General features: G+C 44.2%; 17 protein-coding genes. 10 read left to right on the plus strand and 7 right to left on the minus strand.

Annotated features, from left to right (window positions below):
- Window positions 1-138 precede the first annotated feature (138 nt).
- On the plus strand, window positions 139-1,182 hold the full coding sequence (locus tag E4N66_RS07660; RefSeq protein ID WP_253727541.1) for a hypothetical protein: 1,044 nt from the start codon (window positions 139-141) through the stop codon (window positions 1,180-1,182).
- 37 nt (window positions 1,183-1,219) lie between these two features.
- Here E4N66_RS07660 and truA read toward each other — a convergent pair whose 3' ends face one another.
- The 6 genes from truA to folP are packed head-to-tail and all read right to left on the minus strand — an operon-like array spanning window position 1,220 to window position 5,985.
- The gene (truA, locus tag E4N66_RS07665) at window positions 1,220-2,047 is read right to left on the minus strand and encodes a tRNA pseudouridine(38-40) synthase TruA (RefSeq protein ID WP_253727542.1); all 828 of its coding nucleotides are present in this window, start codon (window positions 2,045-2,047) and stop codon (window positions 1,220-1,222) included.
- A complete protein-coding gene (locus E4N66_RS07670) occupies window positions 2,034-2,915 on the minus strand; it encodes a DUF2225 domain-containing protein (RefSeq protein WP_253727543.1) in 882 nt (293 codons plus the stop codon). The genes truA and E4N66_RS07670 overlap by 14 nt, the downstream gene beginning before the upstream one ends.
- Before the next feature lie 41 nt (window positions 2,916-2,956).
- Window positions 2,957-3,358 (minus strand): holo-ACP synthase, encoded by a 402-nt coding sequence (gene acpS, locus E4N66_RS07675; RefSeq protein ID WP_253674261.1) that lies wholly within the window; start codon window positions 3,356-3,358, stop codon window positions 2,957-2,959.
- On the minus strand, window positions 3,355-4,335 hold the full coding sequence (locus E4N66_RS07680) for a CdaR family protein (protein WP_253727544.1): 981 nt from the start codon (window positions 4,333-4,335) through the stop codon (window positions 3,355-3,357). The genes acpS and E4N66_RS07680 overlap by 4 nt, the downstream gene beginning before the upstream one ends.
- Window positions 4,332-5,144, minus strand: coding sequence for a diadenylate cyclase CdaA (gene cdaA / locus E4N66_RS07685; protein WP_044016770.1), 813 nt, complete (start codon window positions 5,142-5,144; stop codon window positions 4,332-4,334). The genes E4N66_RS07680 and cdaA overlap by 4 nt, the downstream gene beginning before the upstream one ends.
- Window positions 5,131-5,985 carry a dihydropteroate synthase gene (folP, locus tag E4N66_RS07690; protein ID WP_253727545.1) on the minus strand — a complete coding sequence of 285 codons (855 nt, stop codon included), beginning with the start codon at window positions 5,983-5,985 and terminating at the stop codon, window positions 5,131-5,133. The genes cdaA and folP overlap by 14 nt, the downstream gene beginning before the upstream one ends.
- Window positions 5,986-6,432: 447 nt before the next feature.
- Between folP and E4N66_RS07695 the strand changes: the two genes are divergently transcribed.
- From E4N66_RS07695 to E4N66_RS07705, 4 genes are all read left to right on the plus strand, one after another.
- Window positions 6,433-7,683: a class I SAM-dependent methyltransferase gene (locus E4N66_RS07695; protein WP_253727546.1), complete on the plus strand. Its 1,251-nt coding sequence runs from the start codon at window positions 6,433-6,435 to the stop codon at window positions 7,681-7,683.
- Entirely contained in the window at window positions 7,680-8,603 is a 924-nt protein-coding gene (mazG, locus tag E4N66_RS07700) for a nucleoside triphosphate pyrophosphohydrolase (RefSeq protein WP_253727547.1), read from the plus strand. The genes E4N66_RS07695 and mazG overlap by 4 nt, the downstream gene beginning before the upstream one ends.
- Window positions 8,604-8,716: 113 nt before the next feature.
- The gene (locus tag E4N66_RS13150; RefSeq protein ID WP_371922409.1) at window positions 8,717-9,082 is read left to right on the plus strand and encodes a polymorphic toxin type 37 domain-containing protein; all 366 of its coding nucleotides are present in this window, start codon (window positions 8,717-8,719) and stop codon (window positions 9,080-9,082) included.
- A 16-nt stretch (window positions 9,083-9,098) separates the two neighbouring features.
- The gene (locus tag E4N66_RS07705) at window positions 9,099-9,671 is read left to right on the plus strand and encodes a hypothetical protein (protein ID WP_253727548.1); all 573 of its coding nucleotides are present in this window, start codon (window positions 9,099-9,101) and stop codon (window positions 9,669-9,671) included.
- Window positions 9,672-9,928: 257 nt separating this feature from the next.
- Here the strand turns inward: E4N66_RS07705 and E4N66_RS07710 are convergent, their stop codons facing one another.
- Window positions 9,929-10,297, minus strand: coding sequence for a hypothetical protein (locus E4N66_RS07710; RefSeq protein ID WP_253727549.1), 369 nt, complete (start codon window positions 10,295-10,297; stop codon window positions 9,929-9,931).
- A gap of 200 nt (window positions 10,298-10,497) precedes the next feature.
- Between E4N66_RS07710 and E4N66_RS07715 the strand changes: the two genes are divergently transcribed.
- The 5 genes from E4N66_RS07715 to E4N66_RS07735 all read left to right on the plus strand — a co-directional run bounded on the left by E4N66_RS07715 (window position 10,498) and on the right by E4N66_RS07735 (window position 14,791).
- Window positions 10,498-11,157 (plus strand): RHS repeat-associated core domain-containing protein, encoded by a 660-nt coding sequence (locus E4N66_RS07715; protein ID WP_253727550.1) that lies wholly within the window; start codon window positions 10,498-10,500, stop codon window positions 11,155-11,157.
- Between the two features lie 3 nt (window positions 11,158-11,160).
- The gene (locus E4N66_RS07720; RefSeq protein WP_253727551.1) at window positions 11,161-11,640 is read left to right on the plus strand and encodes a hypothetical protein; all 480 of its coding nucleotides are present in this window, start codon (window positions 11,161-11,163) and stop codon (window positions 11,638-11,640) included.
- A 436-nt stretch (window positions 11,641-12,076) separates the two neighbouring features.
- Window positions 12,077-12,583 (plus strand): hypothetical protein, encoded by a 507-nt coding sequence (locus E4N66_RS07725; RefSeq protein ID WP_253727552.1) that lies wholly within the window; start codon window positions 12,077-12,079, stop codon window positions 12,581-12,583.
- Window positions 12,584-12,837: 254 nt separating this feature from the next.
- Entirely contained in the window at window positions 12,838-13,785 is a 948-nt protein-coding gene (gene miaA, locus E4N66_RS07730; protein WP_253729441.1) for a tRNA (adenosine(37)-N6)-dimethylallyltransferase MiaA, read from the plus strand.
- Between the two features lie 64 nt (window positions 13,786-13,849).
- Window positions 13,850-14,791: a hypothetical protein gene (locus tag E4N66_RS07735; protein ID WP_253727553.1), complete on the plus strand. Its 942-nt coding sequence runs from the start codon at window positions 13,850-13,852 to the stop codon at window positions 14,789-14,791.
- Window positions 14,792-14,806 lie beyond the last annotated feature (15 nt).

The raw sequence follows: 14,806 nt of genomic DNA on the forward strand, positions 1-14,806 counted from the left end.
TTTTCTTCAAACTTTCACACTATAGGGGTGGAATATAGCACAAAATACGGAGAAGCTAAAGAGCGTTTCAGTGCGCTGCATCATAAATGCAAATACCGGCTAAACAAAATACGGGTTATATGATATACTCTCGTTGCTGTGAACTATATTAAGCACTTTTATATCATTTTATCTTTGTCGTTTATTTTGCCGCTTCCCTGCCTTAGTCAATCTCTTGCCGGTATTTGGGAAAATTCGGAACGCTTTATTGAATATACCGGAAAGGCGGACGGCACTGCGGAAGATACACTGCGGATAGTCCTCAAGACATATTATCGCTTTGTGTATGAGGATATGGGTACCTACCCCGTCAAAGCAGTAAAACAAGAAGATACGGGAAATATTTATTCGTTGAATATCCGCTATCAGGGATTTAGAACACCGGTAACAACAAGCGTATGGGTGCACGGCAACGGATTCTTTTCCTCATTTTATAAAAAAACATCCCATAATCTTATTGCCGATAGACGGCAAAGTCTCTCATCTTCGGGGTCTGCAGAGACCAATACTTATTCGCAGCCGGTGCTTTCCCCATCGACGGCGCTTTTGGACGGCTTTTGGGTTGAACAAGGTTTTCGTAACGGTATCTTGATATATCAGCAGGAGGCTCCCGCTTTTTTTGATGCCTTTTTCTTTAATGGAACACAGTACATCAAATTCCGCTATTGGACAGGCGATTTTGAATACAAAGAAAAATATGCAGGGTTTGCATTCGATGACGGATTACAAGTATCCGTACCGAAGTTTATCAGGCAATACGGCACGATATACAGCTGCATAACCGATAACGGATCAAAGCTCAAAAACTATGAACAAGGCAGCGTATCGATCAGCACCGGCGATAATGGTATGCGGCAGCTGACCCTGACACCACAAGGCGGCGGGCCGGGAACTCATGCAATCGGTGATGTGTATCCGAATCAAAAATATCCAAAGATACAATCGCTCCCGTTATATTATAGTGAAACGGATGCGGCTTTTGCATTCGGTGAGCCGTTTTTAACCCGATCATCAATTTCGGACTTACAGGAAGAAATACAACGGCATAACAGTCTCAAACGTCCGCCGCCCGAACCGCTCTTTAAAGCCGATGAACTTGATTTCTATTGGGATCGGGTTAAAGAAATACGCAAGCAAGACTAAATGATGAACAAATGCATCGAACTTTTTTAGGCTTTCATTATGAGGTACAAAAAGAGTTCGTTTCGTCTGCCTTGAGCAACTGCTGAGGATAATCAATCGACCATAAAAAGAGCCCCTGCGGAGGGGCGGTTTCTCCTGCATTCCGGCGGTCTTTTGAGCGGAGCACAACCTCAAAATCTTCTTTTGTGCCGTTCTGCTGTTCATAATGCAGCAAAGTTCCGGTTATCGAGCGTACCATACGCCACAAAAAAGCATTGGCGGAAATTTCAAACACGAGAAATTCCCGGTCGGTAAAAAATCGAGCGGTATAGATAGAGCGCGATTTGCTTTTACTCTGGTCACCGGCAGCAGAGAACGTTGTACAGTCCAATTCACCCGACAAGACGCTTGCCATCTTGTTAAGCAGGTTAATATCCGGTTCGCGCCGTATGTGCCAGCAATAGGGTAATTGGTGTGCAAAGGCGGTTTTCCCACAGTGAATAAAATACCGGTATGTGCGCGAGCGGGCACTGAAACGGGCGTGCAGGTTATCGGAAACATGAGACGCTTCCATAATCCGTACATCCTTGGGCAACGCAGAATTGAGCGCAGGAATAAAACTCTCAGGCTTTATCCGCGCTATATCGGTAAAAAAGTGAGCTGCCTGTCCGCACGCGTGGACACCGGCATCGGTTCTTCCCGAACCGAAAAGTTCCACAGGGTGTTTATGCAACAGTGCCAGCGCCCGCTCAATTTCTCCCTGCACGGTACGGAACGATTCTTTTCCGTGATGCAGCTGTTTTTGCCATCCATGGAAGTGTGTGCCGTCGTATGAGATACGGAGCAGAATATTACGCTGGAGAAGAGCCGAATCAGTCGTCGTCATCCGTTTCGTTTAATTCAAGTTTCAAAGCATCATAGAGCGTCCGAGCATGCTCCAAAATCGGACCGGGCTTGCTTTTTGAGGATTTCCCGAGGCCGAACATTTTTGCCAATGCAATTTTATGCATTTCAAGCCGCTTCAAGCGTGTCGCGGAATCCTGCCGCTGCCCGTACCGATATTCCAATAAGGCTCCCAAATAAATAACACCATCGTACCCATAGTTTTTGTCTACATCAGGGCCGAAAGATTTTAAGCCTGCAATCATCTCTTTACCGGTGGTTTCAAGTTCAAGCGCACGCCGGTACAAAAACAGCGCCTTTTGATAAAAAAGCTTGGAAATATACGTATAGTTTTCTTCCGGCTCTTTTTCTCCAAGTGTTGAAAAGAGCCATGCGGCGCGGAGTGCGCATATTGCCTGTTTGATAGTAGGAGAATACTTTGACTCGAAATGATCGTAGCAAAGCAAAGCCAAATAATAAGAAGCCGCCCCTGCATGAAGTGTTCTGGCAGTATTAAAATCAACATAACCGAAAAGACCTTTTACCGCACTATAGCGTTCGTTCATCGCTTCAAGCAGTTTTTCGGCAATCGGTTTTTCGATAACTCTAAAATCTTGCGTAAAGCCTGCGTACAAACATTGCGGACAAACAGTCATGCTGTAGATAAGCGGATATACCTCCCCATATCGTGCTGACGGTTCATATAAGCGGCGCAATTCTTCCGTTAAATCACCGGCAATAACGCGGCCGCCGCCGGAATACATTTCTTCCCGTTTAAACTTTGCCCCGCATACAGGGCATTCAATCTGATCCTTGGAATAATAAGAAATAGCTGCTTCTTTTTTAGTTTGCTGATCTTCTTCACGTTTCATACTACGGATCTCCTCTTAAACGTACCGTGTATTGGGCATCGCTAAAAAGCCTTCGCTTTTACCGAACACGGCTCACTTTCCAATATAACACCTGCAATAGCCATATTGCTTTCATGGGTCAGCGAAAGATAAATATGGGTACCGCGGATACGCTCAAACGGTATAGCTGCATCGCCAAAGAGCGTTAACTCAGGTTTTCCGTTTGGGTTATTGGTAACAAGGATATTTTTCAATGTTATCCCCTTTAATCCGGTACCGAGTGCTTTTCCGTACGCTTCTTTTGCGGCAAAACGGGCTGCCAAAGAATAGGCCGCGGTCAATCCTCTGCTTTTGGTTTCCGCCAATTCTTGCGGATGAAAAAAACGGGCAAGCAGCCCCTCATGTTTCATCCACCGCTGTATTCGGCTGATATCAACGGCATCTATTCCAAACCCGATAATCATCTATGTATTTCATCCTCTGCCGATACTTCCGGAAATTCCGCCGTTACCTGTACCGATTTAGGACTCACTTGCAGTATTTGCAGTTTTGAATACTCTGCCGATAATACCGGAACAACAGGCAGCGTATATACACCTCGTTCGGTAATGCTTTCACATGATACCGTCAATATATTTTCGGAAGGGCTCCATGTTTCCAGCAGTTTTTTAGGACCTTGTACCTCCAAGCTGCCGGTTTTTGTATCGGCAGTTATCGAAAGCTCTTTATTCTGCTTTTCAAAATAGATAGGGATATTATCAAACTTTTTCTTGATAGTTGTTTCGTTGATTTTAACGGTGGTCTGTACTTGTGCCTTGCCGGCAATAGAAATCAGCGGATCATTGTTGATGATGGAAGCTGTTCCGGAAAAGCCGTTTGTACGAGCTTCTATCGAAAGCGGCTCGGTCGCAAGTTCAGTAATTTTTTCAACGAGTTCGGCAGGCCCCTCAATTTCAACAGCCGCGGGTTCCAGCGAACTTTCGGTTACTTCGTAGCCGTCGGCGGGAATTCCTTTTAAAGAAAGCGTAACGGGTACCTGTTTGCGTATACTTGTTGCCAATCGAAGTGTTAAAATTGCCGGTTCCGTACTAATTTCCATATTGCCGAGCGGTGTTACCGTTCCTGCCAGCCGAGTTTCGATCGGTATCCGGTAGGTTCCTTCCGTTTTAAAATCCGATATATTGATAAAAGCGGTAATATCATTTTCGCCGATAGAGCCGATACCGGTGGCATCACCCCAAAGCGTAATTTTTATTTTAGCGGGATATTGCTCTGCAGGTGTGAGTGAGCCGTTGTTTTCAATGGTAAGCGGTACAATGAGGTATCGTTTATCTAAAAGAGTGCCGCGATAAAACTCCGACAGAAAAACGGCAAAGACAAGACAGATAATTTTAACCGGCCAATTTTCGGTAAGCCGAAGCAGTATTTGTTTTATGTTCATGAAGCGCTTCCTTCGGGTGTCTCAGCGGTTTGAGTTTTTGCCTTGACTTTGAGCAGATACGTCAGTTCCGATTCGATATTGTCCGTTGTAAGATCGTAATACAACTTTGAATCATAGGCAAGGCTTATTGCTCCCGACTCTTCGGAAACAATAAGCACGACCGCATCCGTTTCTTCCGCAATACCGAGCGCGGCACGGTGCCGTGTTCCGAAACTCTTGTTAATGTCATCCTGCTTGGTAAGCGGTAGATAGCAGCCCGCCGCGATAACCCGTCCGTTATCGATAACAACCGCACCGTCATGCAGCGGGGTGTCAAATTCAAAAATAGTTACCAGAAGATTCGAGCTGATTTCCGCATTGATTCGGGTTGCAGACGGATTTTCGATAATCTCTTTTAAATTGTTCTGTCTTAAAAATATGACCAACATACCGCGGCGTTCTGCGGAAAGGCGCTCGGCAGCAGTTAATACGTAATCGATATGGCTATGTTGGGAGCGGGAACGTCTGAACCAATCGTTCTGCCCCATCGTTAGGAACATTCTTCGCAGTTCAGGCTGAAAGATAATCGCCGCGCCGATAACAACCCCAGTCGCAAGCGTATTCAATATCCAAAGCAGCGTCGTAAGGTGCAGCAAGAATGCAACCGCATAGATGAGGAGCATCAACAACGCTCCTTTTCCGAGCTGCGCCGCCTGCGTTTTAATCAATATCTGATATGACTTATACATCAGAAACGCAAGGAGCAGCACATCCAGCACCGGTCCGATATAGGAGAGGTAGAACGACAGCATATCCCTAAGTAGTTCCATATTTTTGCAATTCCTTTAACACCAGTAATAGTTCCCGCGTTTCCGCAACATCGTGAACCCGTACGATTGATGCGCCTTGCTGCACCGCATACATCGTTGCGGCAAGCGTTCCGGCAAGCCGTTGTTCGGGAGAACCGCCGGTAACGGCTCCGATAAACGACTTTCGTGAAAGTCCGGCTAAAAGCGGATGCCCCAAGCCGGCAAAATATTTGCTTGCCGCAACCAGCCGGTAATTATCTTCAACCGTCTTCCCAAAACCGATACCGTAGTCGATAATGATACGCTCATGCGCTATTCCGCAGTTTAAAGCGTATGCCACCCGTTCTTCAAGGTAATCCCGTACTTCCGTTACTACATTTCCATACTGCGGAACATTTTGCTGCATTGTCGGCGGTGTTCCCTGTTTATGCATAAGGACAACGGCGCCGGCTTCTTCTGCAATCAGCGTACCGAGAGCCGGATCATCGGTTAAAGCCGAAATATCGTTACACAGCGTTGCGCCTGCCTTAAAAGCAGCCTTCATAACCGCCGCTTTCCGTGTATCTACGGATATGGGAATAGCGCTGTGCCTCCGGACAGCCTCGATTAAGGGGATAACCCGCTCGAGCTCTTCTTCTTCACTGATATAGGAAGAACCGGGACGCGAAGATTCCCCTCCGATGTCAATAATATCAGCGCCTTCCACTTCCAATGCCAATACTCGCTCCAAGCCTTTTTCCAGGCTTATCGAACGGCTCGGTTCATAAAACGAATCGGGCGTTGCGTTAACAATTCCCATGATAAAAGCCGGTAAATCGGTTTTTATTATCTGCCCTTTTCCGCAATCAAGATGCAACCGCATAGCAGATTATAACAGATTTTTCGGCTCTTGTCCTAGACTTCGCACACAGGGTAAACGCATTAGGCCGTTTTTTTAGTAACCCCGCAGAATAATAGCGGCTATTCAACCTTTCCTTTTGGAAACAGGAGGGCATCTACTTCGTTATTCCACAAAAATTAGTCCTCGACGTGCAAAAAGCACGCCTGTGGGTAATTTTTGTTCATGCCTCGTATCTGCCTCACCTCTTTTCAAAAGGCTAACACAAAAATTATTTTTAACTATATAGCCCTCAATGCTTCTGCGCTTTTTATCTACTCTGCCTGATGCGTTTACCCGTCTGCCAAAAAAAATGTGCGAAATTTTATCCAAAATTTCGCACAAAAGGGTATGGTAAACGCATCAATGTGTGTGTCCTTTGCTCGATTTGTTGTTTTACTTCATATTTTTTGATACAATGCCTCACCATCTATGAGTACCATCTACACACCCGATCAGGCGGTGCAAGAATGCCTGAATGCTTCTATTATACAGCTTTCGTTTTCCCGCCCGCGTAAGGGAATCGACGAAGCAAAGGCACGGCTTCGGCATATCACGATAAAAGGGAAAGCCGCGTATCAGCTGGAAACCGTTAAAAACAAGCAAGCATTTCAGAAAACAATTGAACCGGAGGCGGTATCCGGCGCAATAGCGGAATGTTTTACCCACTTTAAGGCTGCGGAATGCCGCGGTCAAAAGGAACTGCTCTTTTTTTTACAGAACAACAAGGGAACCATCGCCCTTACCAAGCGGCTCCCCTGCTCCACTCCGCTCGCAGAAAACAACTGCGGCGGACACAACAAGATAAAGAACTATCTTATTCCCGAAGGAACACCGCTCGCGTTCCTAATCGAACAGGGGGTGATGAATGCGGAAGGCTCCGTCTTAAAGCAAAAATACCATAAGTTTAGGCAAATCAATAAATACCTCGAATTTATCGCCGGGGTTGAACCGTTTATACGGGATACGGTTGCCCGTTCCGGTAAGCCTTTTTCCATTACCGATTTCGGCTGCGGCAAGGCCTATTTGAGTTTTGCGCTTTATTATTATCTGCATGAACGGCAGCATCTTCCGGTACGGATTCACGGGCTGGATTTAAAGACCGAGGTTATCGAACATTGCTCTGCGCTGGCGGAACGGTGCGGCTATAGGCATTTGGACTTTGCCGAAGGGAACATCGGCGACCATCCGCTGCCGGACGGTACCGGAATGATGGTATGCCTCCATGCCTGCAATACGGCAACCGATTTGGCGCTTGCTCAAGCTGTCCGCGCGCAAGTACCGATTATCTTTGCTGTTCCGTGCTGTCAGCATGAGCTTTATGCCCAGCTTAAAACCCGAAAAGAAACATTCCGCACGGAAGATCACTTGATGCTTCCCTTTATAGAGCACGGCATTATCACCGAGCGGTTTGCTTCGCTCTTAACCGACACCGTGCGGGCGCTCCTTTTACAAGCCTGCGGGTACACCGTGCAGATTATGGAATTTATCGAAACGGAACATACCCCTAAAAATATCTTGATCCATGCGGTGAAAAAAACGCAAAACGCCGGCCAAGCGGAACGGCTGAAAGAAACAGCGCTCCGGCAATACCGCCACATCAAAGAAAGCTTTTGCATCGAACCGACTCTGGAACAGCTATTGAAGGATATGCTTCCGGCAACACAACAGGAGAACTTATGACCTCACACAACAATACCGACAAAAACGAACAAGACTCAGCCGCTCATACCGCGGCGATAGCGGCACAGCCGGAAACGGCAGCCGCTGCAGAAGCATTTGCAGCACTCTTTACTACCATTAAACGGCTGCGGGCGCCGGGCGGCTGTCCGTGGGACATCGAGCAAACTCCGATGACGCTACGGGCGACACTCCTCGAAGAAACGTATGAAACGATTGAGGCATTGGAAGAAGCCTCTGCAAACAGCGCAAAGTCCGTCCATGCGGCGGAAGAACTCGGCGACGTGCTTTTAAACATCGTGATGATTGCGTATATGTTTGAACAGAAGGGCGCCTTTTCCGTCGCGAAGATGATCGGCGAGCTCAACGAAAAACTGATCAGACGGCACCCCCACGTATTCGGACAAACGGCAGGCTTTCCCGACCCCGACGATACAAAAAAACCGGTTACGGCGGAAAAAGTACTTGCACAGTGGGATACCATCAAAGATACCGTAGAGGGCCGTGCAAGCGCCTCCGCATTGGATTCCATTCCCAAAACCTTTCCGCCGCTCACCCGCGCATACAAACTGCAAAAGCGGGCAGCAAAGAAAGGCTTTGACTGGGATACGGCAGACGGACCTCAGAAAAAAACAGAAGAAGAACTTGCGGAATTTACGGAAGCGCTTGCGCACGGCACACATGAAGAAGCGGAAGCGGAATTCGGAGACTTACTGTTCAGCTTGGTGAACACCGCGCGGCATTTACATATCGACCCCGCAATTGCGCTCAGCCGTACCAATGCAAAGTTTGAACGCCGCTTCCGCTTTGTCGAAAAACGCATGGCAGAATCCGGTATCCCCTGCTCCCACGAAACCTTAACCCAGATGGACGGCTTTTGGGAAGAAGCCAAGCGCATGGAAGTGCAGGATTTATCCGTATAAGAAATATCTTTAATGCTGCCTTCTCCATAACCAGTTACGGCGGTATGGTTGCCTGAAAATCCTTTTTGACATAAAATCAACTTTAGTGGTTAGGAGTGAATCCGAGTAATTGTATGCTTTTTTATAGTATTTTCGTACCGGTTTGTATATATTTTTCTTATCAAGATCTCGTGTACGGTGAAATAAAGCGCATCTATCTGTATGCGGCAATTGCTGTTGTGCTTTGTGCAAAAGCACCTGCCGCAGCATGGGAAAGTTTCGGAGGCGCTGCCTTAGGTATTCTGTTGTTTTTGCTCGTATATTATTCCAAAGTTAAAACAGGGAGAGGATATGGATGGCCCGCAAAAAACGGTGATGTATGGGTACCAGATGCTCATGCCGAAGGCTCTCATTCCCCGCATTGGGATGTCCAACATCCGGATGGAACATATCATACTGTATATCCAATATCATCAAATACCCCATGTAGCTCTAAATAAAAAGAGGTAAATATTCATGAAAATACAAGCTTTAAATATGACAGAAACACAGGCGCATCTCTTAACACATTTCCCATATTATGACGCCTATTTAAATTGGCGGTTTAATGATGACGATGAGAGAAAGTCCGATTTTACTCTTATATCATATCAAGATTTGATTGAACCTATCAATCAATCAATATCTGATAGAGAACGAAAGCAAATTATATGTAGCATGCTTAAAAGAAACCAAAAATTAAATGTAGATCTACCCAAAAAACTTTTCCTTCTGAATTCGTATGATCATTCGATCGGTATAAAATGGCCATGGATTTTTCAAAAAGCGCATAATAACCGGTATATTCTTAAAACGAAGCGGTTGTTTACTATGTGTGGAGTTCCACAGCAATCGTTCTATGATGCGTATGGTTTTATTTGTACAGATGTACAACCGTACGTACTATTTCGGCATATCTTTTTTTTACCGTTTCTTATACGGTGGCAAGATATTGATATTCTTGATTATTCGGAAAAAACAATTATTCAGATTAATCATCATCTAACGGTATATACCGTTAAGGCAACAGGAGAAAGCAATTCGGAATAAAATAGGTGAAGTTTTAGACGATCCTGATACGCAGGTTGGAACACGTAAACGGGACGTCACTAAGGGATATCTTGGACCTGACGGGACATTGATCATACATAATCCTACAGCAGATGGGAAGGGGACTATTTTCTATCCAACAAAAGAATCTCCTGAAGACTATTTTAACAGAAATTTTAAGTGTGGAAGGTAGAGAATTACAATCGATGAATATTTTGAAAAGAGTAGGTTTCGAGACAGGATTAAAAAGGGTGGTATTAATTTATTACTGAAAGGATGGGAATCACGGGTAAGTAGAATCCCATTTGATCCGCACTACCTTTTTGATGAATGGACAAATGATTTATATGGAAGAGCTGAAATCCAAAAAATTTTTCTTGCCTGTGAAATACCGGAAGAGATACGGCAACGGCTTGAAGCAATAGACGAGATATATCGGCAAAAAACGATACCGCTTTCGGATATCGGTGTAACGAATTTTTGTCTTGAGCAGGACTGGGATAAGGAAAACTATTGGTTTGCATACCGCATACCGCCTGAAAGATGGGATGATTGGAAAGAGTACTATAAAGACCCGATATATTTTTATGAAAAAGAGGAGTAATAATTTTTATATTTCCCACCATAACCAGTTACGGCGGTATGGGGGAGAAAGCCTTTTGCAAATAGGCGAGGCAGATACGAGGCATGAACAAAAATTACCCGCAGGCGTGCTTTTGCACGTTGAGGACTAATTTTTGTGAAATAACGAAGTAGATACCCGCATATTTGCAAAAGAGAGTGATTACGGCTTTAGGTAGACTACTCCCCTGCGTATGCGAGGTTTATGACCGAAGACCCAATCAGAGATGGAGAGAACTGGTTTGCGTATGTAGGAAATAATCCAGTGAACTTTATTGACCCGTGGGGGCTGAGTGCGAGTGATAGGAAGAAGAAAATAGGTACTGATGGGTTCCCCAAAAACATGGATGAAACAGAACGATATTTGCAGGGAAGAGCGTCGGAACAAGTGATTAATGGTTTTCATGATGCACATAACCATCGTATATCGCAAAATGAATTGAGACCCGAAAAACCGAATGGTCCATGTTTTTTTAGATCATTACAAGCTGCAGCAGAAGAAAAAGTTGGAAAAAATCTTTCATTAGAACAAATAAAAGCTTCAGGAGAACGCTTACATCAAGCAGGCGTAATTGGTAAGAACAATAAAGAGTTTTATTATGTCAATGAACCTAAGAAAGTACTAGAAGATGCTACTAAAATGCTCGGCTATCCAAACGCAAAAGTAACAATTGGCACACGCGGCAAGTCAACTGGTACGGCCGATTATACAATTCGATTTATTCAAAGTAAAGGTCATTTTCAATTAGGAACATCTTTAGGAGACCTTCTCTATGAACCATACCAATATAGTGATCCTGCCAATAGTTTTACCGGTAAGGCAAGTGAACTTCAAGATATTACTATTAATTTAGAAGGAGATTAATGTATGAAAATGAAATTATTAATGACAGTATGGCTAATTACAGTACCATTTCTTTATGTTTACAGTGCTGATGTTGATCTTAACGGCCCATGGGCATCAAAAGAATCTTACAAGTATTGGAAAACAGGGGAGGCAGAGGAAATCGATGCTACAGAAGTAGAAGTTGGTAAAATCACTTATTTATACCTCACACATTCGGTAATGATTAATCAGTATGCAAATCCGCCGATTTTTTATCCCATAGAAGGGGGGGGATGGGAATTGTTATCGATTGTAAAGGAAAATCCGCAGCGGTATATTCTTAAACTGCGGTCATTTAAAGATAAGAATGCAATTGGAGAATTATATGTGAATATGATGAAAGACTTCTCTATATATTTTGAAGAAGGGCAAATGACCGAAGCTTTTAAACGTGAATTTGATATAGCATTTTTAACATTTGGAGAAAATAATACATATATAAAATGCGATGTGAAAAAATAGAAAGTGATAATTATTTTTATCGATGTAAAAATATATTGCTCTCCCCCCATAACCAGTTACGGCGGTATGGGGAGATTCGTACATGTATATAGAGAAGATTCTTCGGACAGCGATAGAAGCGGTATCCTTAGATTTAGATGCGATGTCAGGGGAGTTAAGCAGAAGCGAGTTTTTACATTGAAAAACTCGTAATTCAGAAATGTACAAGGAAGTACATTTTTGAATGATCCCATCCGTGGACGACAGAAAATCAAGTTGTCGATGCTAGCGAAGGCGAAACTTGGCAGTCGGGCAGGAACAAGCAAGGTGATAAACAATATCCGAAAGCTTTGCCGGATAAAATTAACAAAACCTGGGCGCCGTTTTCAACGAACTCAAGTCCTGAGATTCAAGGGAGAATTGATTTTAGCAAATTAGAACAAAAGGAGAATGAAGAATGAAAAAGATATTCTTTAGTTGTTGTCTATTATGGTTTGTCATTATATGTGTATTTTGTGAAACAAAGCGTATAGCATTAGATGATTTCTCTATACAACAAATACAGAAGAATGACTATCGACTAAAAGATAACTGGGATGACATTGTAAAAGATAATAGGCGATTATATTTATATTATAAAGTAAATATTTTTCGCGGTTATGCATATATTGCAGAAATTTATTATATTTTAGTAAATCAGGATAATGAAAAGACAATACTGGGAAGTTTCTCAAGAAAGACTGGTTTTTTAGATGCAAAAGGGAATAGTTTTACTGTAGATACAAGTACGGATTTTATGCGAAACCGGCTGCTAGGGCTGTCTCTAGAAATGTTGAAACATCCATTTACAATCAATGGTGTCGCTCTTGATGATACTAACGATGTATATACAACTGAAGTTATGGTAAGGTTGGTAATACATACGGAAAATATGACCATTGAAGAATGGTTTCCGGAATGGTGAGAGTGTAATATACACCATGTACTTTCTCCATAACCGGTTACGGCGGTACGAGATACATGTATAAGAAGTCTTTACGGACAGCGATTTATAGATAACGAGATAAAATATAAATCGTATCTTTTTAGAGTTGTAATAAGTATAATATATCTTGCAGAATATTATAGAAAGATGTAAAAAACGAGTGGTAACGATAAAGTTTTTGATTTAGAGGAGGGGCACTATGAAGAATGTCTCCGCCCCATGCAGCAACGATAATGCCGCACTATAATTGCGCCGTAGTATTAGGCGCTACGGCAACGGGAAAAACGGCGCTTGCCGTCAAACTTGCGCACGCAAAATACGGTGAAATCATCTCCGCCGATTCCCGGCAAGTATACCGCGGACTCGATTTGGGTACGGGAAAGGATTTGCAGGAATACGGCAGCATTCCCTACCACCTTATCGACGTCTGCGATTTAAGCCGCGAGTTTACGGTCTTCCATTTTCAGCAGGAGGTGTACCGCATCTTTCCGCAGCTTGTTGACAAAGGCGCATTGCCGATTATCGCAGGAGGCACCGGACTGTACCTCGATGCCATCCTCCGCGGCTATGAGCTAATCCCCGTCCCCGAAGACCCGGCATTGCGCGAAGCGCTGGCTACAAAAACACTGCCGGAGCTGCAAGATATGCTCGTAGCGCTCAAGCCGGATATTCACAATAAAACCGACTTGGAACAGCCCGACCGCCTTGTCCGCGCGATCGAAATTGCCCGCTACCGGCAGGAACATCCTGAATCCGCCGCTGCGCATCTGCATACAGTGCCGTCCATCAAGCCGAAAATCTACGGTATCTCGTTTGAGCGCAGCGTGTTACGCGAACGGATCCGTCGCCGTCTCATTGCCCGTATCGATGCAGGTATGATAGAAGAAACCGAACAAATCCATGCGCAGGGCTATTCATGGGAGCGGCTCGAAAGTCTCGGTTTGGAATACCGCTTTACGGCGCAGTATCTACAGGGAAAAATCGAAAGCAAAAAGGTCTATATCGAGCAGCTCTATCGGGCAATCGGACAATTTGCAAAACGGCAGGAAACATGGTTTCGGCGCATGGAGCGGAACGGCATCGAAATAGAATGGATTGACGGCAATGAGGCCGCACAGCTGACGGCAGCGGCTATTTCGGAAATGGAACCTCTGTATATGATTGAAAATGAGGGCAGATAATAACAAATTTCTCAAAACGGGTCAATTGACTAAAGCACGATTATCAGTATAATAATACGGAACTATGATAGATCGTTCTGTTCAAACTTTATTGCAGCCCGCTCTTGTCTTTCTTAAGCAAGGAGACCTTGAGCAAGCGCATCTTAGTCTGGGGCGGCTGCTTGAACAGGATTTGGAAAACCCTCAAGTGATGTACACACTGAAGGGTGTTAGTTTCTGGCTTGATCGGGTGCGTTATTCACAAGCACTAGCCGATGATTTCTTGCGTGGTGAGTATATTATTTCTCAATGGAAGCCCTTTCTTGATTATATAAAAAAGAAAGGAGACTTTAACGAGCCGATTATCTATGCTCTTAAGTGCAGTGTGTTTACCATTGCGTTACGGTTATACCGATCGCTCTTAAACGGAACTGAGCCCATGCATAATACGGCAGAAATATATCGGAAAACAGGGCTTTGCTATAAAGCACTTGGGGATTATGAAACAGCGATCAGCTGTTTACGATATGCGGCTGATCTGAATACGGCTTCATCGGCCATTCCGGCGGAACTTGCTGATGCCTATGCTTTGAGCGGCGAAGTACGACTTGCGAAGATTTTTTTTCGAGAAGCACTCTTTAAAAACGCTTCAGAAATAGAGATATGTTTTCTTGAATCTGAAATTATCAGTGCACTCGTTACTAAAGTCGCGGATATAGGTTTTACAGGAGAGGAGTTGTTGGAGTGGCTTCCGGTTTACGGCGCCCTTGACGGCGTACTGAATGTAAAACGTGAGCTGAAAGCCTTGGAACTAGGGAAGCTGAAGCAGTCTATCTATATGCTTGAAAATGAGCTGAGGGAGAAGGATGTAAAAAATAAAAAAATCCTTGTTCCCCGTTTAATTAATTATTATTTTTGGCTTATAGACCATTATATGAGTGGTACTGTTGAAAAGCCGAAAATCGATGAGATTCTTCTAAGAATTAAACTGCTCGACGAGAAAATCTATAACCGCTATATACGGTAATGACACAGTGAGGTG

Origin of the sequence: Treponema sp. OMZ 857, assembly GCF_024181085.1 — a bacterium.
In the GTDB taxonomy this organism is placed as follows: domain Bacteria; phylum Spirochaetota; class Spirochaetia; order Treponematales; family Treponemataceae; genus Treponema.